The organism is Nitrospira sp. (genome assembly GCA_029194675.1).
In the GTDB taxonomy this organism is placed as follows: domain Bacteria; phylum Nitrospirota; class Nitrospiria; order Nitrospirales; family Nitrospiraceae; genus Nitrospira_D.
Genome location: JARFXP010000001.1, coordinates 144493 through 164846, shown reverse-complemented (window position 1 = coordinate 164846; position 20354 = coordinate 144493). Strand labels below are relative to the sequence as shown.

11 protein-coding genes are annotated in these 20354 nt (G+C 58.1%); 9 read left to right on the top strand and 2 right to left on the bottom strand.

The genetic code is table 11. The features are described 5' to 3' along the window. Positions 1–93: 93 nt before the first annotated feature. A complete protein-coding gene (locus P0120_00740) occupies positions 94–285 on the bottom strand; it encodes a hypothetical protein (GenBank protein ID MDF0672856.1) in 192 nt (63 codons plus the stop codon). A 750-nt stretch (positions 286–1035) separates the two neighbouring features. On the opposite strand from P0120_00740, the gene P0120_00735 reads away from it, so the two are divergent. From P0120_00735 to P0120_00695, 9 genes are all read left to right on the top strand, one after another. Next, entirely contained in the window at positions 1036–2763 is a 1728-nt protein-coding gene (locus P0120_00735; GenBank protein ID MDF0672855.1) for a phospholipase D-like domain-containing protein, read from the top strand. 26 nt (positions 2764–2789) lie between these two features. Continuing rightward, the gene (locus tag P0120_00730) at positions 2790–7532 is read left to right on the top strand and encodes a hypothetical protein (protein MDF0672854.1); all 4743 of its coding nucleotides are present in this window, start codon (positions 2790–2792) and stop codon (positions 7530–7532) included. A 10-nt stretch (positions 7533–7542) separates the two neighbouring features. Beyond that, positions 7543–9825 carry a hypothetical protein gene (locus P0120_00725; GenBank protein MDF0672853.1) on the top strand — a complete coding sequence of 761 codons (2283 nt, stop codon included), beginning with the start codon at positions 7543–7545 and terminating at the stop codon, positions 9823–9825. Beyond that, positions 9822–13331 carry a hypothetical protein gene (locus P0120_00720; protein ID MDF0672852.1) on the top strand — a complete coding sequence of 1170 codons (3510 nt, stop codon included), beginning with the start codon at positions 9822–9824 and terminating at the stop codon, positions 13329–13331. Before P0120_00725 ends, P0120_00720 begins: the two co-directional genes overlap by 4 nt. 17 nt (positions 13332–13348) lie before the next feature. Next, positions 13349–14986 (top strand): kelch repeat-containing protein, encoded by a 1638-nt coding sequence (locus P0120_00715; protein MDF0672851.1) that lies wholly within the window; start codon positions 13349–13351, stop codon positions 14984–14986. Between the two features lie 16 nt (positions 14987–15002). Beyond that, on the top strand, positions 15003–16901 hold the full coding sequence (locus P0120_00710; GenBank protein ID MDF0672850.1) for a hypothetical protein: 1899 nt from the start codon (positions 15003–15005) through the stop codon (positions 16899–16901). Between the two features lie 48 nt (positions 16902–16949). Then, entirely contained in the window at positions 16950–18059 is a 1110-nt protein-coding gene (locus P0120_00705; GenBank protein ID MDF0672849.1) for a hypothetical protein, read from the top strand. Positions 18060–18421: 362 nt separating this feature from the next. Next, on the top strand, positions 18422–18556 hold the full coding sequence (locus P0120_00700; protein MDF0672848.1) for a hypothetical protein: 135 nt from the start codon (positions 18422–18424) through the stop codon (positions 18554–18556). Next, the gene (locus P0120_00695) at positions 18549–18971 is read left to right on the top strand and encodes a type II toxin-antitoxin system VapC family toxin (protein ID MDF0672847.1); all 423 of its coding nucleotides are present in this window, start codon (positions 18549–18551) and stop codon (positions 18969–18971) included. Before P0120_00700 ends, P0120_00695 begins: the two co-directional genes overlap by 8 nt. A 9-nt stretch (positions 18972–18980) precedes the next feature. On the opposite strand, the gene P0120_00690 is transcribed toward P0120_00695, so the two are convergent. Then, complete coding sequence (locus P0120_00690) at positions 18981–20198, bottom strand: GDSL-type esterase/lipase family protein (GenBank protein MDF0672846.1); 1218 nt, start codon at positions 20196–20198, stop codon at positions 18981–18983. Positions 20199–20354: the final 156 nt, after the last annotated feature.

Here is a 20354-nt window from a genome sequence, read left to right as displayed (position 1 = left end):
CTTCGGAACCCCCCGGTTGGAGGTTCGCTTCTTGTGGAGCTGGCGAGAGGAATCGAACCGCCAACCTGCGGTTTAAAAAACCGTCATGGTGGCTCACAATTTCATCGGTTGGAGCGGCTTCCGGCAATGTTTTCCCTGGGACGTGTCGACCGATTGCCGGCCATCCCGTTTTTGGTACTTCTCGACCACGGCACGGCCCGCCTCGACGAGATCCCGTTCTGAGATGATGTTGTAGTAATTCACGGCGTGCCGCTTCAACTCGGAAGTGGACCGGCGATGGTCCATGAAGCTCCTCCTCAGGGGTCTCGTGCCATCTTTTGGGGTGTCCGTCAAAACCGGACCAGGTCAACCTGACTCTGCTTAGGGTTTCCGTAGCGAGCGCGCGGGAAGGACCGTGGTACCAATTCGAGAAGCGCACGTAAAAATACTATTGACACCGGACCGCAGCGTGAGCATAATCCGCACGCCAGCGTAGTGCGGCTTCTCATGTGAGGGGCACCACGATGGGTCGTTACTTCCCCTGTCTCCGTGCGTACTCCCACGCCGCCACTCTCTCCGTCTGTGACCCGTGCCCTCGTCTTGATGATGACGCCTCCGTCACCACTCAACCACGGACCCATCCCGACGCGCCAGGCGGCCACCTCTTCGCGAGCGCTTGGGTTCTCTTGAACGTTCGAACAACGCGCTCAGATTCGCAACCAACGCAACGACTCCGGCCCCCTTGTCGGGGGCTGGCTGGAGCCCCACATGCGGCCCGTGGTGACCTCCATTGGAACCACGCGCGTAAGATTGATTACCTGACGTTCATGATAAGTGAGTCAGTGCTGCTGCCTTATGTGGCCGCGCCATTCACGTCGAACGACATCGAGGAGAGACGGGTTGAGCGGCAGCGTGAGGGCATCATGAACCCTGCATCACCATTCGGTGCGGACAGGAAGGCAGGTACTCGTAAACCGCAGCAGATTCGAAAATATCACTCAGAGCGTCTCACCACAGTAAGCACTCGTTTTTTTGGTTCCAGTTATTGAGGCTAATATGAGCAAATGGGACCCCAGTTACTGGTTTCTCGAAATAGCAGACGACACCGCAGGTGTGAATACGGTCAACCTGAACCAAGTACTTAAAAGTCGCCTTGAGAGCTGGAACCGGAAGAGAAAAGATTGGGGCTTTGAAAAGAATACAGAGTTAACACTCCCGTATACCTCCAACAATGAAGTTACGGCATTGGTCGATGGAACAGACTACATGGGTGACCTCAATAGAAATCTAGCCCTGCTCGGACAAAACGACTTCGTGTTACTAGCCGGATGGGAATTTTGGCAGTATCGGTCTCTTACCCAGCGCGTGTTGCAGCCTCTTGGCGAGCACGTGTTAGGCGTGTTAAAGCGCAACCCCCCGGCGAACGATGCAACGTCCCTGACGGCCGTTCTCAAGCAAGCCGTCGACCGTGGAGTGGAGATACGAGTGTTGGCCTTCGGGAAGGGCCCCCCCGGCTGTGATAAAAGGACGAAGCATTTTGTCGAAGAGGTTAATGGGAAATGTAACCACTCTGCGTGTCTTGCTGCGCCCAGCAACTTCGCAATGTCCCACCATCAGAAGGAAGTCCTGCTTGGTAGAGCCAGTTTCGATGATTCCCGTGCGTACGTCGGTGGGATAGATCTGGCAATTCATCGCATGGATGATCCCGCCCACAAGGCAAACTTCGCCGAGTGGGGTCTGCACACACGGAGAACAGGAAATTTCGGGTGGCACGACATTCAAGTTGTACTTCGGGGCGACGCCCTTATTCAATTGTGGACAAATTTCTCCGAGCGCTGGCGTTATGACGCGAGAACGGTGGACCAAAACCCGCTCCACTGCCCCATTCCTGAGTGGGCTGGACAGGGGCGTCAGAACTCATGGGACAAGCGCAACAGGAAAATCGGAAAGAAACATGTACAGGTGTTGCGAACCATTGGAGAGGCGAGTACGAGTGAAGGCAAGTTAGGACGCTTCATGCCGGAGGGAGAGCGCACTGTGCTGTGCGCTCTAAAAAAAGCCATCGATAAGGCGGAGTGTTACATCTACATCGAAGAGCAGTTCCTGTGGGACTGCGAGCTGGCTGATTTCATCGCTCAGAAGATGAACGCGCAAGGTTCACAACTCCACCTGATCATCGTCATGACGGCAGGCTGTGAGCTTCCCGGTCAATTTGGGGAGTATGGCCTTTTCCTGCGGGATGCGTTCTTTCGAAAAATATTATCAGTCGACAGGATGACAGGGAACGTTGTTTTTGGAGATACAACTAGGATCTATCCTTACGGGCTGTTTCAAAGGAGCGCTGATGGCCACAAGGAGATCTATGTTCACAGCAAACTGGTTATTATCGACGACCGCTACGTGGCAATTGGCAGCGCGAATGTAGATGCGCGAAGCATGCACATCGAGACCGAACTGACTTTGGGAATTGTGGATGGCGAGACCGTGAACAGCATCCTCGACAAGCAACCGACCACAGTCTGCAAGTTTGCCAAGGAGCTGCGCATGAAGCTGTGGATGGAGCATTCGGGCCAAGCCCAACCCATTGACGATCCTATCGCGGCATTGAAGAGCTGGTTTCCAGGTGTAGGTCAGGGCGCCTGGCCGGATAGCTCAAGAGAGGCGAAACAACATCAAAAGCATCATCTCCGATGCTACATCAACAAACCAGGAGCAAATCTCAGCAGGCCGTGGATGCGGCGCCTGATTGACCGCAACGATCGGAAGTTTTATTCATTCACGTAATCGAGCGGTAAGAAAGGACAGCAGCAGTGACGTTGGCTGACTTGCGTGTGGCGCTGACAAAAACGGGCGACACAGGGCAGATGAATGGCGCTCAACTGTCCAGCATCAAAACCTTCTTCGATAAGATCCTGCCCGTCAACTGGTCTATAACCATCGCTGCGGATCCAAAAGACTCGACGTTCAACGACGGCGATACGCAACGCTCTGCTTTAAAAGTGAATGGCACATTGCGCGGCAATTTCTTGAGCGTATTGAATCCCACATTCGAGGCTTGGTTTTTCGTGTCGGATAACGAGAGACCGGATGTTGTGATGACCTTCAGCGAAATATCCGATCTTTCCCGCAGTTTCCCCACTCTGTCCGAGGATCAAGCATTCTCGAAGTGTGTCTTTACGCTCGATTCGCGCCGGATTGACGAATTGGGTGGCGATTTCGACGGGCTCTTCAGTTCCGCCGACAATGTGAGACGGGGTCTGAGCCTCGAGGCAACTTTGAAGATCTCGACGATCGATGAGACTCTCGCCGACTTTAGGATTCCTGATTCCGTATCCGTCAAAGGACCAGTGGAGATCCACAACGGCTTTCCGCGGATGCGCCTCACGACAAAAGCCATGTCACTGCCGGACGTTCTTGAGAACCTTCCTCTAAAGGTTGAGTACCAATACCTGACGGCGGCAGTGAACGGTACGCAGAAAACAAAAGAGCGCCTGCGTTACACGCTGTGCGGGGATGGTGTGACGGTTCCGCTGGCGGTCACCTTTGAACCCAACATGCTCTCAGAGAGCATTCTCATTCGGAGCGACTGGAAGGCAGGTTCATCGCCGCTGGGCCTGAAGAGCCTGCTGAGTCTGTTGCCCAGTGACGTCAACGAGAGCCTCAACGCGTTGATTCCACAGAAGAGCGACACGATCCCCGACATACGATCGAAATTCGACACACGGCTCGCCGATTTGCTCGTAGAGATCAACGCCAATCCGCTATCCTTGTCCAGATTCGATGCCGGGGTTGAACTAGACCTGGATTGGTTAATCCTCAAGGGGCCGAATAACAACGACCTGGTTAAGCTCTGCAAGCTGAGACTGGATCTCAGCGTTTCGCACTTCGGCGCGGACTGGGAGGTATCACCATACCTCTCGGGTACGATGACCCTGTTCGGCGGTACGTTGTCCGGGGGGGTCGACCTCTCAACCGGCCAGTTCTGTTGCGTGCTGGACGATGATCCGGATAAAGACCACCCGAATCAGGTGGACCTCAAGCAATTTTTCACGCAGTCGCTTGGTCTTGCCGAGGATACGTTTCCGTTCACAAACTTCGCACTTACCCGCTTTGAAATCTGGGGCGACATAACGGGTGGGGCCTATGGTATTGACATCGGCACCACAGTCAGTTGGGAGCTCCTGAAGGTGGGCGAGCAAACCGTCACGATCAGGAATCTGTTCCTGCAACTTGAGTATGACAGGAGCCTCACGCTGGCGCTGGGAGGCTCGCTCGAAATCTTCGGGATGACCCTCGGGGCTTTAGCGACTTACCAACAGGGCGGGTGGACGTTCACTGTGGCTGTCTTGGACATCCGCCTCACGGATCTCTTAGTATCGATTTTGGGCAAGCAGGCTACAGCGAGCGAACTCCCCGACGTAACATTCCCAGCCCTCGATCTGACGATTACGCCGTCGACAAATGCATTCCGCTTCCACGGCAGCGCAGCTATCACCTGGCAGAATCCCTTTGGGGCTGACGCGACCTTCGACTGCACAATCAACCTGTGGCTCGATCGTCAGGGAAGAGCGAGCAATGAGGCTGCGAAACCAGTCACATGCAATATCCAGATCCGGGGAGCGGGCCGGATTACGATCAACGGCGTCGAAGTCGACGCGACCATCGACGTTGAGGCCAAGACAACCGCCGGCGCCTCGCTCCAGCTTACAGTCGATGGAACGCTCCTCGTCGCCCTGGATAAAGACAGCAAGCTATCGTTCGGACTCAAATTTGTCACCGGAAAGGATTCGCAGCGGATCACGGCGTGTTGGCCTAATCCAAAACAGCCAGGCCCACCTCTGGACTTCCCAAAATTGGCTGCCGCACTCGGGGCGAACATCAGCAACGTACCGGCCGAGTTGATCCCGACCCTGAACGCCCTGAAGTTCGATTACGAGTTCCGCAAGAATCACCTGGAGCTTACGGCTAAGACAGAGACCGCCACGCTCGCCTTGTTGACTGCGCCGACAGGCGTCGATCAGAAAAGGGTCGTCGCGTTCGGACTCAAACCCGGACCGATCTCGACAAAGGCGGCTCTTTCTGGAAGCGCGCTGGGCCACGCGCTGGACCCGTACGGTATCGCACTGGACGACCTGGTCATCGTGGCGGCAAACGCAATGGCGCCAGAAAATGTAACGCTCACGCTGAATGATCGCAAGGAGACGTTCACAAAGGGTCTTCTTCTGAAAGGTCTGCTGAAATTCGAGGGAACGTCGCTCAGTTACCCGTTCGAGTGCAACCTGGGAGGCGAGGAGCCGCGGGAAGCAGCGGCCCGCCGCGCTGGCGGGGCGGGCGCCGAGCCCGGTGTTCAGCCAGGAGCGGACGACAAGAAAGTGACTGAAGGCGGGAACAACGTCAAGGTCGGGCGCACGATCGGTCCGGTGACGTTCCGCAAGGTGCGTTTCGAGTCGCGCGAGGAATCCGGCCAGAAACGTGTCTATGTGCTGCTCGATGCGTCGCTCGGGAGCGGCGGGTTCGAGCTCGACCTGCAGGGATTCAACCTCAATTTTCCATTGACACTGCCTTTGGAACTGGTCAAGGACCCCGGCAAGCTCACGGAGATTCGCCCCGGCCTCGACGGGCTCAGCATCGCCTACTCGAATCCGCCGCTGACGGTCTGCGGCGGGTTCGTGAGAACGAAGGCTAATGAACCCTACGTCGACTACCTCTACGAGGGCAATCTCCTCATCAAGGCCGAGGTGTTTCAGATCGCCGTCGTGGGGTCGTATGGGACGATCCAAGTCGAGAAAGAGAAGAAGCCCTCCTTATTCCTGTACGGGGCCTTTGTCGGGGTGGTGGGCGGACCGCCCGCGTTTTTCGTGACCGGTCTGGCCCTGGGGGGGGGCTACAACACGCGGCTGGCCCTGCCGCCGGTCGACCAGGTTGCGAAGTTCCCACTGGTCACGGCAGTGACCGACCCGACCAAGTTCGACATGGCAACGCTCCGGAACGCCGTATTGCCGTCGTCCGGGGACTACTGGCTCTCGATCGGGGTGAAGTTCACCTCGTTCAAGATGGCCGACTCCTTTGCGCTGTTCTCGGTCGCCTTCGGCAACCGGTTGCAGTTCGCCCTGTTGGGGTTGACGAAGCTGACCTTGCCTACCGGGGCCGAGGGGGGCAACTGCGCTGTCTATGCCGAGTTGCAGATCCGTGCCGTGCTCGACCCGGATGCCGGGCTGTTCAGCATCGAAGGGCGGTTGACCGACAATTCCTTTGTCTTCGACACAAGGATCCGGCTCACCGGCGGCTTCGCGTTCTTTGTGTGGTTCGGCAAGGCCAAGGAAGCCGGCGATTTCGTCATCTCGCTGGGAGGCTATCACCCTGAGTTCCGGCTGCCATCGCACTATCCTGTGGTGCCGCGCGTGGGCATTCGCGCGCAAATCTCCAAGGAGCTGACGATCGTGGGCGAAGCCTATCTCGCCCTTACGCCCTCCTGTCTCATGGCCGGGCTCAAGCTGGCGGCGGTGTTCGAGAGCGGCAACCTCACGGCGGCGTTCGTCGCCTACGCGGATTTTCTCATTGCCTGGGCGCCGTTCCACTACGATGCCAGGGTGGGGATCGGGATCGCGGTGACCTATCGGAGCTTTCGCACCTTCAAACTGGAGATCGGTGCGAGTTTGCACATCTGGGGGCCGCCGTTTGCCGGCACGGCGACCGTGACCCTCTGGATCGTCTCATTTACGGTTGAATTCGGCGATCATAGTGGTGAGCAACTCAACAAGTCGTTGAAGTGGGACGAATTCCAGCAAGCCTTTCTGCCGCCGCCTGCGGGGAATGGGACAGGAGTCCCAGCGTCTGCCTATTACGCCATGTTGAATACCATCCGCATCACCGAGGGGCTGATGCGCGAGGTCACGAAGAAGGATGGGAAAGGCGTCGAGGTGACGTATCGGATCGCCAACCCCCACGAGTTGATGATCGAAACGGATTCGGTGGTGCCGTGCACAGAAGTCAACCTGGGCGGCAGGAAACGACCCGGCACATCCCCACCACTCGGCATCCGGCCGATGGCCGCAACCAGCCTCACGTCCGTTCATGCCGTCAGCCTGAAGACCAGCGCAGGGGGCAAGGTTGAGGAGAAATTCACGGCCGTGCAATGGTCGCGCAAGAATTTTCCGGAAGCCCTGTGGAGCCCCAAGGCGGCATCCGGCAAGCCCGAGGCGGAGATGCTTAAAGATGTGCCCTCGGGCGTTGTGCTTCGGGTGCAGCCGACGACGCCGGTCCATCGTCTGGGCCCCTTCGGAATCGCGCAATTCGCGTACGAAGACATTCCTCCAAAGTCTATTCCCTGGGGGACGCCTCCGACGAGGCCGGATGCGATCGCTCCCAAGTTCGAGAGGGTCGCGGTGACGAACGAGTTCCGCAACCAGATTCGCAATTCCCTCGTGCAACGAGTCGTAAGGCAGCGTATCACGAAGCCCGGACAATCTTGGTGGAACGAGATCGCCATAACGAAGCCGGGCGAACAGTTCCAAGCGCCGCCCACCTGTGCCGCGCTTGGACAAGGTCTCTAAGGATCCTGCCATGGGACTGAACAAGGCCATAGCCGAGCAGATCACGTTCTATAGCTACTGGCTTCCCGCCCTCGCGCCGGGAGAGTATACGGTGACGGTGACCCCGACGTTAAAGACCGGCGAAACCCCGCTCGCCACACAATCTGTTGCCGAGGCGTTCCATGTCGGCGGGCCGCGCTACGCACTGACCGGCTCAGAGACCTACTCCTGCTATCCGGCGCCGGGCCAGATCGGCCAGTTCTACGACACCCTGCCACACATCGTCTTCGACCGCTGCACGCTGCCCTGGGAGAGAACGGTTGACGGTTCGGACCCGACGTTGCCACACGATCCCTGGCTGGCGCTGATCCTGCTGACGGACGCCGATTTCACCCATGGGACTGAAAAACGTGTGCCGCCGATAGTCCCGAGGACGCTGGCGGAGGTTCTGAAGCACAACGAAGGAAGCATCATCGGCCCGTCAATTCATTTGGCCCCTTACGATGCGGAGACCGATCTCTGCCAGACCATCGACCTGTCGGCCGACCTGTTCAGCGCTGTCATGCCGCGCAAGGAGGATCTTCGGTATCTCGCCCATGTTCGCGAGGTCGAAACCGACAACAAAGAGACCTGGTCGCTGCTCAAGGAGGGAAAGTTCTCCGTGGTCGTCTGCAATCGGTTTCCCGAGACACAGCCCACGCCAAGCGGCGAGAAGGACTGGGGCATTGTCAACACGGTGTGCTTGGTGTCGCTCGAGGGCTGGGGTGACTATTTGAAGACGCATACGCTTCCACAGGGCATAAAGAGCTGTCGGCTGCTGGTGCTTGGATCCTGGCGCTTCACCTGCCAGGGAAGCAGCTTGTTCAAGAGCCTGATGGTAAGGCTCGATGATAAGCGCCTGCTCAACCGGGAGCCGCTACCCGGCGACGATGGCAAGGCGATCACCTACATCAACAGCGCTTTCCAGATGGGCTTTACTCCGGTCAACCACGACCTGCGTAACGAAGACAAAACGATCAGCTGGTATCGAGGACCGCTGGCCCCCATGTCGTATGAACGATCGATGAGCTATCTGGACATCTCCTGCGCGGATGCGGCGCTGCGCTACAACCCCGAGACCGGGATGTTCGACGCCAGTTACGCCGCTGCCTGGCAACTGGGGCGGCTCTTGGCGCTGCAGGACCAGGCGTTTGCCCAGGCCTTGTTTCGCTTTCGCACAGAGTACCAGCGCTGGATCCGGCGGACCAATACGGACGCGCTAGGCACCATGGCGAAAAAGGGAAAGGAACTTCAGGACAAGCTTGGCAGCACACGTGAGCACATCCAAGACTGGTACGCCAGGGCACTAGGAGGCGCCGGATACTTGGCCCTAAACGGCAACGCTGCGTCTGCCCAGAACCAGCTCGACGCGCCGCCCATTCCGGCGACGGTCCAGAACTGGCTCGGCCAGGCCATGCTGCTCTATGGCGTGCCGTTCCAGTACCTGGTGCCCGACGAGGCCATGTTGCCGGCGGAGTCGATCCGGTTCTTCTACCTCAATCCAGAGTGGCTTAACTGCCTGTTGCAAGGCGCCTGCAGCGTCGGCCGCACCAGCCAGACGGACGAGCTGGCGGACCAGTTGCTGCGTGCGCACTTCTTCAAGGTCTCGGAGAAATTGGCGTCCGAACTCCGGTCGAACGCGAAGCAGGCGGCCGACCAACGCAGGGATGGAGCCAAGCAAACAGATAGACTAGCTCCGGCGCTGAATGAGCAGCCCAACCAACAAGCGGAAGCCGTTCTGCACTGGCCCTTGTCCGGCTATCTGCTGCGCTCCGACGCGGTGGAGGCTTGGATCGGCCTGGAGGTCAAGGCCACCGGTGTGGACTCGGTCGACAAAGTGCTCGATCCTCTACAGATTCTGCGCATGGACCGCCTGGCTCCCGACATCCTGCTGTGCATTTATAACGGCAAGGTGACCGAGATCGAGATCAAGCAGCCGCCGGAGGCGATCCATTTCGGCGCTGCGAGCAAGCCGGGCGGAGGACATGAGAAAACCGGGCTGCGGATAATCAAGGGCGAGGCACAGTCGCTCGGTGCTAGATGCGAGGGAACGGTTCAGGTGCCGATGGATAATAGAGGCACGCGTGTCGTCAAGATGAGCGAGTTGGCAGCAACCATTAAAACGGAACTGGTCAACAAGCAACAGATGGGGAAGACGGATGTCTTCACTTCCGCAGAATTCGCCGTCGAGATGATCGAGTCGCCCGCGAGAGTGACCTTCACGGCCCGCGATAAGCAGGGCACTCGGTTGCCAGTGGGGAAGGGGCCGACATGAACGACTACCTCTTGGTGCCGACCAACGTGCAGGTGTTCGTGGTCGGGGAGCCTGTAGACGAACCACTCTACGACCTTGCGCCAGTGCCCAGAACGCAGGACGATATCACGGATTGGTACGGGAACGCGAAATATGCGTTTTCTTTCCAAGCCAGCCAGCTGAGTTCAGGACTCGAACCGGGCGTCCACCTGCATTGGGCGCTGCCGACCGCGCTTGCGAACGCGCGGCATGAAGGCAACAAGCAACCCGTGCAGCCGTGCATCCCCAATCGCTGGCTTGTGCTGCGCCTGTGGCATGCGGAGGGCAATACAACTATCTCCTCGAAGGCCTGGGTCGTCGAGAGCGACTACGTGACTGATAACGCGCAATCCGGCGGCACACCCTTCCTCTTTTTCAGTCCGTCTCTTGAAGTCAAATATGTCGGTCGCACCGTGCCGCTGGAACAGTGGCAGGAAACACAGAGCTCCTACCGCTTCGAGCTCACATCGTCCGGGTGGGGCGATCCCTCCTTCGCCGCCTATTATCCGGCCTGCAAGGGCCTGCTCGGGTTCCACGACAAGATGGAAGGCGTCGCGCAAGGAAATCGGCTTACCTACCTCGTCATGGGCTGGTATTCGGATCCTGCGAAGGATCCGTTTTACCCAGGGGGCGGACCGAATACCCCGGATGACTGCAAGGCGCGCTTGGCAGGTTTGGGGTGGTCGTGCCCCAACCTTGAAGAGGCGGCGTTGCCGCAGCGGACACTCTGTCACGGGGCCGTCGTCGGCATCACCTGGCAAGGGGCGGCGCAGTTCTATCCGTCGGCACCCGCCGGCTCAACGCCGCCAACCATCGTCATCGGCGGCAGCGCGGCCGAGGCGCTGGCTGCACTGGTGACGCGCAACGCGCCCAAGAATAACGACGCCCCCGATAAGAAAGTCCTCGAGCAAGTCCTCTGCGCCTTTCAGCATGGGCAGGCCACGCAAGTGGTGGATCAATACCAACTCGGCGAGTTGCTGCACCGGCACAGCTTCAACGCGGTGGCGGGCGGCACGCACTGGTCCATCGAGCCGATCGCCCGCTCCGCTGAGGCGCAGAAGACACTCCCGGCGCTGTCCGAGCAGGTTCAGAAGCTCCTCGCTGAGCTGAACCAGGCGCAGCAGAGATACGACCGGCATGCGAGGAAGATCGAGTCGTTGCGCTGGCAGCTGTTTTCTTGCTGGGCGACCTGGGCAAACGGCATCAGTGAGCGGACGGTGGTCAATCCAGCAGGCATGGCCATGCAAACGGCTGCTGGCGAACTACCCCGATATAGGAACGCCGCTGACGTCTGCCGTAACAGCGTGAGTGAAGTTCTCAGGGCGGAAAATACCGGCATGCAGCTCGCGGAGTCGACGATGCCGCCGTTCCTGCACCCGAAGGATCCGTTCGTGGTCCTGAAAGGAGAGAACTTAGTCGGCCCCGACCGCGCGCGTGCGCAACGACCCGATAAGGACGCAGGCGGCGCGCTGCGCTGCCGGCTGGCGATGGGTGTGGTTACCGGCGTGAGCCAGAGCGGGACAATTAGTCGGACATGGTCGGCGGACAAATGCTTCCCTGTGCCGGGTTTTCCCAATGTGGCGGGGGTGGGACCTGGCGACCTCGCTCGGAAGCTTGCGCTCGAGACGCTGCTCTTCGATCCGAATTGCGCGGGTGTGATACAAACGGCAGACGACGAACTCTTCAAGATGCTCCAGCAGAGTCTCGACCAGTCGAGGCGGCGCGGGGTCAATACGTTGACCTGGGTCGGCCAGCCTCCGGACCCGCTGGGGGTCACCTGGTGGGGCGGGACCAACCGGGACGGGACCAACCCCTGGTTACCCGTGTATTTGATGTGGCAGGCACGATGGGCGCCGTCTTACACGCCTGCACAAGGTTCCACCAACAGCCATAGCCAAGCATTACAAGGCTGGCGGCTGGATTTGGGACCGCTTGCCGGGGACCTCATCCCGCAGCAGATCGCATTGGTCCAGAGCGAGTCTCTACTCGAAGGCGCGACGATTATCTCGGCGCTCTCCGGTGCTCAGATGGTGGAGAATCTGAACAGGTTCGCTGAGATAGCGGGGCGCAAGGCCGACAACCTCGCGGGCATCAAACAGACGGAGGTTCTTGGCCAGTCCCTTGGCGGCTTCAATGATCAATTGCTTCGGCAAACACTGGGCCTGTGCCTGCCCCCGGTCGATCCGACGAGCAGGCAGGTGGATGCATCGATTTGGGAGGCCATGGGCAAAGGCCCACAGCCAACCATGCCGGTCACACGGACCTTCTTGCCGGTGCGCGCTGGCGCGTTAGCGCTCGTCAACCTGTATCTTGTCGATACCTTCGGCCAGACGCGCAAGCTGATTGACTCCATCCATGTAGGGGCTGCGCAGGCCAACATGATCGCTACGGCGCTGTTGGCGCCTTCGCCCAACGGTTATCATGCGAGCTTCAGCCCAAGGCTGGCCCAGCCCGCTCGGCTGAATTTCGACTGGCAGTCGGCCGAGGCCTCCGCATCGGGGCCGGTCTGCGGATGGATGGTCCCGAACTTTTTGGAAAAGAGCTTCGCCATCTTCAGCGCGAAGGGGGAGCCGCTCGGGGCGCTGGAGAGCATGCTGCCGGCGCAGGGTGAAAAAACCATCAACTCACCGGTGACATTCGAGTGGCGCCCGGTACCCGGTTCGACCCTCAAAAAAAGTGGCATCGCCAACGAGCGCTTGAAGCGCTTTGTTCAGCTCGCTACCGATTTCAGCGCGGACGAAGGGCAGGCCTTCCTGGAGCTGGTCGATCTGGTGCTGCGCAAGACAGAGGCGCGACTTCCCTCCGAGGACCCTGCCATGGCGGTCCTGCTCGGCCGCCCGCTGGCCCTCGTCCAGGCCTCGCTGAGCCTCGAACTGCAGGGGCTTCCCGCCGGCTATTGGAAGACCGATGGGGCATGGACGTTCGAGACCGAGGACTTCGAGAAACTGCGCGTGCCGGTCCGGCTGGGCGGCATGGCCCTGCCAGCCGACGGCCTTGTCGGCTACCTGCTTGACGAGGCGCCCTGTCTCTTTGCGAGTGAAGGCGCCACTCGACGTCTCGGTGAAAACACCCATATCAAATATGATCAGAGCCTGTCGGTTGCCTGTGCAGGCGACCCGCTGAAACTGACCCTGCTGATGGATGCGAGCGCCCGAGTGCACGCGTCCACCGGCATTCTTCCGCGCCACTTCATCCAGCTTCCGGAGGAGGTGGGCAAGCAGGTCAGCCTCATCGAGGCGGTCTACATCGCCGTGGCGCCCGTGTTGGGAGCCAGGTCAGAGGAGAGCGCGGCGCAGCCCACGATGCCGCGGCCATCGGACGCCTTTGGCCAGTGGTCCTGGGCGACCAGACCTTCCATGGTCTGGCACGCAATCAAGCCGGCCGACGACCGGGCGCGCTTCGCGGAGGGCCTGACGCTCAGCGAGGGATGGCTGAAGCTACGGCTGAAGCGGGATCAAGGTAATGCGGCGCCGGGCAAACAGACGTAACGGGTGAGACCATGGCGATGACAATCAAACTCGTGCCCAGGGCGACATCTCTGACGATCGGGGATGACTATCCGAAAAAAAATACGATCGAGTTCACGATCCAGCTCTCAGGGGACCCGAAGTTTAAACTGCTCGTTCTGGAAATCCCCGTTGGTGACGAAGGTATACTGCGGCGACCAGAAGACGCCAACAACATTGAATTCTTCATTAATAACGTTCCTACGAAGCTCACTCGAACAAGCCTGTCTCCCACGCTCATGTGGGTCATCGCTAAAAGCAGAGATGGCATTACTGCCGATACGCTGACCGTCAAGATTCAGAATATCCTCTGTAATGCAAACTCAGGGTCTTCAGGCCTGACAATTATTGGGAAGACAGGGGACAATGACCCGAATCCCGTCAAGGAACCGCTTACGATCGAGAAAAAGAAACCGGAGAAGCCGGAGACGCCGATCCTCTATTTCATTGCCGAACCTACGTATCTGATCGGCGGTGGCGAAGTGAAGCTCACGTGGGACGTGGTGGGCGACCAGAATGCCACATTGGACACGCAGCAGCAGACGGGGAAAAAGGTTACGTCTCCAACAACGGACAGACTCACCGATACCTGGACCTACACTCTAAAGGTAGGGGACAAACAACGGCAGGTCACAGTAAACGTTCTGAAGAAGGGCTGGCATCCGATACAACCGTTGGGCAATAACGCATTCCCTTCTGTGATATTCGACCCAGGAGGCCGGACCGTCGACGCTCTGTACACGATCTTCGTGCGCGGGACTGAGAGAAAGGCTGTGTTGTGCAAGTCGACAGACGGCATCACGGGCTGGCAAATTGTGAACGACGCGGTGCCCGACGGGATGGAATCGAGCCCTGGCGTGCGGTTAGGAAACCGCCTGTGGCTGATCGGTGGCAGTACCGTCGATTGGGACCAGAAATCGAAGGGGAGCTGCTATTACGACCTCGACCATGCCGACCAAGGATGGCAGGACGCTACCGTCACGGGGGCCGATGGTTTCGAAGAGCGCATGGGCCATGCCTGCGTGATTGTGGACGACAACACCATCTGGGTGATGGGCGGCCTCGGGAAATACCAATGTTTGAATGACGTCTGGAAACTCGCGATTGATAAAACAGACCGAAACAAGCTGCATGCTACCAGATTGATGACGTCGTCCTCCGCATGGAAGCCTCGTTGCATGTTCAGCGCTGTGAATTTCAACGATGAGATCTGGGTGTGCGGCGGCGTGACTTCCCCAAACGGCAATCCGCTGGGCGATCTGTGGGCCAGCCCATCAAGCCCTATGTCCTGGAAGGAACGACCGACAAGCACCTCGGGTTCTGTGGTTGATGCGATTGGTACAGGGGCGGCCTTTTGTGGCGACACGCTTTTCACGGTTCTCACAAACCGAACGGGTGGCCCCTCTTGGAAGTTCAAGAAGGAGATGTGGACGCTACAGAAGTCAGAAATCACGAGCACATCCGATGCCTGGAGCGATTCGAGCGCACCCGAGTTGCCGGCTGGCTGGACTTCCAAGCCACACAGTATCGCCGTGGTCGGCTTTAAAAACAGGCTCTATCTCAGGTGCTTGCACAGAAACGCGATGTATGGCGAGGTCGTTGGCGCGCCCCTGTTTGTGTACGTGGGAGCGACTTAGAGCGAGGAGTCCCTCCATGAAAAAAGCCCTTTTAACGGTACTCGCTGTCATCGCCGCGCTCCTTTGGTCCGGCGCGCTGAGAGCCGAGATCACGAGCGTCACGCTTTCGAACGATACGGCGGGGTCATTGACCATAGCGGCCGCTACAACTCCGACTAAGGCGACGCTCACGTTCGATATCCCGGACTTTCCACCTCACCCTACGGTGATGACGTGCAGGTTGCGCGTTGTCCCCACGCCGCAACCTAAGCCACCTCGCGCTGATCAGGATGTCTCGGTATTGTGGAAAGACAAGCAAGGGAAAGAGGGGCAAGTCGGGCAGTGGTCGGCATACAGTCAGACGACCAAGCCCTATGTTGCCGAGTTGAAGCCGGAGGCCTGCGCTCCGGGATCACGCGTCACCCTTACGCTCCAGACCGAATCCCAACACACCAGTTGGGAGTACTACGGCGGCGCTGCAAGCCCCGCTGCAAACCGGCCGCGCCTGATCGTGACCTACAACTCACCGAATCCCCCGCGCTTGGGAGACTCCATCGACTGGAACTACGCAGAGCCTACGGGATTTTTCGCCACTCCTTTGTGGCAAGGCGCGATGCTCGCGAATCCGGTCTCGTACGATGGCGCGGTGTATGTGGTCGCCGCCTGCGCCTCCCCCAACAATGGACGCTGCCTCTACCGAGTCGCCGGCGCAGGGAACGTGAGAAACTGGCCCTTAGGGTTTCAGGTTACCGCCCATTCCTTCGCCTTTGTCACGGCCTGGGGCCGCCTGCAGCTCATCACCGAAAACGGGATCCGCAGTTGCGATCTGACAACTCTGGTAGCGCTGAGAAGCGAAGACAAGTTGGTTTGCGATGCCACCAAGGACGGCGAACAGATCACTGTGCAGGCCAAAGAGACTCCGTCGATGGGGCCGGACGGCAGCCTGTACTTCAAGAACGTCAAAGCGGAAGGCCGCATTGTCGCCCGCAATCCCAAGTTCCAGGAAATCTGGCGCACGGAGCTCAAATTCACCACGGTCAGTCCCATCGCGCTCAGCGCGAACGGCCGGAATGCCTACCTGCTCGCTGACATCCCAATCGAAGGAAAGACCGCAGAAAAAATGATCGCCCTGCTTCGCGTTGATACCGCGACGGGCGAGACCGTGATGCACGAGATATTCCACTGTGGCTCGAAACCGGTTCCCTGTGGTGAGAATGACAAGGTGAAGCCAGATCTTAAAACATTGCTTCAGCCCGCTGTCGCCAGCAAGGTGATCAAGGTCCAGGGCGGGGAGTCAATCGTGGATTACACGTTTGTCGCGGGGAATACGAGCGACACGGGCGTCTTGCAGCTCATCATCTACGAACCCTGTGTCCCATCAAGCAAGCCCTGTCCTCCACCATCCATGCTGTGGAATCAAACGGGAACGGTCTCGACGGCCCCCGTCCTCAGTGTGGATGGCAATTCACTGTTTGTGGCTCAGGGCCAGGACGGTACCCTGACAAGCTACGACTGGTACAACGCGACGCCGCAATCCACAGGCGCAGTTTCAAATCCGGTTGGGCAAGCACTGAAGAGTCTGTCGGCTGTATCCTCTTTGTTCGTCGATGGAAGCAAGAGGGTCTACCCCTGCCCCAAGAGTAACCACTGCGAGTTCACGGTCGATGGGGCGCTTATTGGGTACTCCGACAATGCCATCTACGATCTCAGTCCGAAATACGTTCCCAGTCCGAAAGGCGCCACGGAGGTATGGCCGTCATCACTCAAGACGGGGATGATCTACAGCGCCGACCGCGTCACTGCTCCAGCCGCCCCAGGGGTGAAGGCCGGCGACCGAGTGATCCTCAAGGGACAGCGTATCGGCCTGCCGAACAATTTCCGCTGGCCGCTTGGCGCGACGTTAACGGTGCAGAGTGTGGGACCAGCGAGCCAATAAGGTCTTGTCCTGAACGAACGAGACACTGATGCGACGAAAGGAATGGCCATGAACGAGCAGCCCGACAGTGAACTGTACGCGGAACTCGCCGCACTGCGGCAAAGACTCAGCCACCTGGAAGCCGAGCATGAAGAGGTACAGCGCCAAGCCGCCCGCGCGCACCGGCCGGCCTTTTTGCGCAAGTTTCTTCTCGGCCCCCTTCCCGTGGCGCTCCTCGTCGTGGGTGGGGGCCTGCTCTATGCGCAAGGCGATGCGTTATTCATTGACCAGGCTGGCGACGTCAGTATCGTAAAGAAGTTGAATGTGACCGGAGATGTGACCACCAAAGGCAAGCTGGAGGCCGCGTCTGCCAAGGTGACCGGGCCGTTGACCACCGGCTCGCTTATCACGACCGGCGACGTCGGCATCGGGGCGACACCCCCGAGCCATAAGTTTCACGTGGTTGCAGCGGACGCGGTCGGTTTGTTTGAGTCATCGGGTGGGCAAGCCTACTTACGGCTTTCGACGAACGAAGGGTTGGGGAATCGGGTGGAGATTACCAATCGTCCAGGAGGACGATTGAGTTTGTGGACGGCCGGAGGAGGCGATGTCTTTAATATCACCAAAGACGGCAAGGTCGGCATCGGGACGGACAAACCTAACGCCAAATTGGAGGTCAAGGGGAACGCGCGGATCGATGGAGGCGTCTCTTCCATGGCTGTGTATCAGATAGACCAGGACGACCCACCGAAGACGTACGAGATTTCCCCAAGGTACCATCTGTCAGTGATGGCAGAGAGATTCGACGGCACCACAATACCAATTCCCAAGCAGACCTTGACAGACCTTTGCGGCGATCAAGACGGCTGCCAGGTTCGACTGGGGATGACCCGATGGGATTCCAATAGCAAGACTGAGACTGCATCTCGAACCTTTCAGTTCTACTACTCGCCCAACGATGGCCATTGGCGTTCCAATCATGTGCATGATGATTGGGCGGGGGTTATCGGGAACGGGAAAAGAGAGGATGCGATGAATATCTGGAATACTTGCTATTTCACGGACGGCACGTTCGTTAATAAAGGGGACAAAGGCGATACAAAAGCAGGCATGGCTCTGCTTGTCTGGGACGGTAACAAGAATCCGAAGCGCACCTGTGAGCTCACCCTGATCGACTGAGCCCTATCCGATTCCGCTGCTGATCGAAGCGAACAAAGAGCAAGAGCAGACGGGGCATGTGGACGATTCGCCGCTCGGCTCTGATGCCTGCCTCGCCGCTCCTGCGGAGGGGGCCAGCCCCCTCGCATGCTCCCCACGAAGGGGACACATCCCCTTCAAAACCCCTGGTTGGAGGTTCGAGATGGAGACTTCACCAAAGGTGTTTATCCGGCGGCGACAATGGGGAGAGGCTTTGCCTGAAGAGCCGCCGGTACGCACGAAGTGCGGTTTGGAGCCGGCGAGAAGAATCGAACCCTTTCACCGTTGTCGAATCAACATTTTAAAGGTATTGATTCTATTTTGTCATGAGAGGAGAGGAAGTCGTGTTGAAGGTTGTGAAGGGAACCATCCTCGACCTGAGAGGCTCGGTGCAGCCATCGGTCAGCCCGGAAGATTTTGAAAAGGTTCGGCGGTCGGTGAGGCAGGCCGTTGCCAAGCGGGAGGCCGGACATGGCTAGTCTCTTCGTGGACACCAATGTTTTTCTGAGGTTTCTGACGAACGACGACGTTGCCAAGGCCAAGCGAGCCGAGACGCTGTTTCGCGACGCCCTTCGGGGTAAGATCAGGTTGGCAACCAGCCTGGTTGTCATCGCCGAAATTATCTGGACGCTCGAGTCTTTTTACAAACTGGAGAAGTCGGATATCGCCACGAAGGTTGAGATGATCCTGAATACGCCTAATCTGCACTGTCCCGAAGCCTCGCTGCTATTCATGGCGCTCGATCTCTACGTTCATGCAAACGTCGATTTCGTAGACGCCTACAATGCCTTTTACATGAAAGAACAAGGGCTCACGCAGATTCTTACCTACGATCGCAAGCATTTTCCAGAGTCCCGTGGGTCCAGGTTGGGGATTTGTGAGCAAATCATTTGAGGTTATCTATCAGTTTTGAGACCTCTTAGACGAACACTTGGCTTCCACACTCAAGAGCTGATCGATGTCCGACAATCGTCTGGTCTTGTCCCTTACTTGAACGAATGATCCCTCCAGTACGTGGCGTCCAATGAGAAGGCCTGCCAAACGATTTCCCTTCACATTAGGATGATCATCGTAGGCCCAATACAAGTCATCGGGAGTCCTCGGCATTGATCTGCCGCTGCAGTTTACATACTGTCTGAACTCTGGCAACAGATCTACAAAGGCGATCTGGTCTTGCTGCAAGAACTCCGTCAGTCGTTGATTTGGATACTCCCACTGGAAGCTACCTTTCTGAGGTCGTAATGAGTCATACAGCTGACGACGGTCTGGAAATATCACCACAATCATGGTGGCATCCAATGCAGCGACCGCCGCCTTCAGCTGTCGCAGATTCTCAAGATGCTCTTCCCATGCTTGTCCCAACCAAGGAAACTCCCCTATGGGTTGAAAGGCTTCTAACTCACTCCGCCGATTCGACGACACTTTGAAGCCGAGCCATGACCCCACACGCTGGAGTAGTTCGGAATTCTCCAGCCGGTCATACAGGATGGAATAGTTGGCAAGCAATTGTTGGGTGTAGCCAAGGGGACCAAACTTGGGTTCCAGACGGTTTTTCAACAGTCTTTGTAAGAATTCATCGGAGCGGACTAGACGACCACCACTCATGGCATCGGCCGGCATCACCTTGTCAAGCATGTAGCCGTCGATGACCGTTCGACCAGGATAAAGGTAATCATCAAGGATGTCGTTCCATACGTGCCCGACAATAACGAAACGCGGCCGTCCAGCATGTGCCGTTACGTCGTCCAACTTGTGCCGCTCATGGCGGGCTCCATATCCTGAAACACCACACTTCAGGACTCTTACGTCAAGGAGCTGTTCAAGGATGGCTCCCCAGGTTTCTTCCAGGGCAACATATCCGTGAGTGACACTGTCTCCGATCAGCAAAACATAGCCGTCCTGAGGATCAAATGATCGGTCACGACAACCAAAACTGTTTGAAGAGACTGTGAACGGAGCTTTGTAGGTACGGATGTACTCGGGAAGCAAAAAGTCACCACTGGAAAAGTTTTTGGCAATATCATGACCATTGACCGAATCGGCTGCATAGTAGAATTGCGGGGTCATACTTCTGCCTGGAATGTGGAAGGCGCCGGGATGCTCAAAACCGACCAGTCGCAACACTACCTCGCACAATACAATGCCAACAATCACGCTCGCGACGACAAGAGTGGTATTCGTACATGCTCGAATGAAGCCTGTCATCTCTCTAGGGGATCCGTATTGATTTAGGGGAATCTGGGCAAGTGCATGTGCTTACGTGGGTGTGGAGCTGGC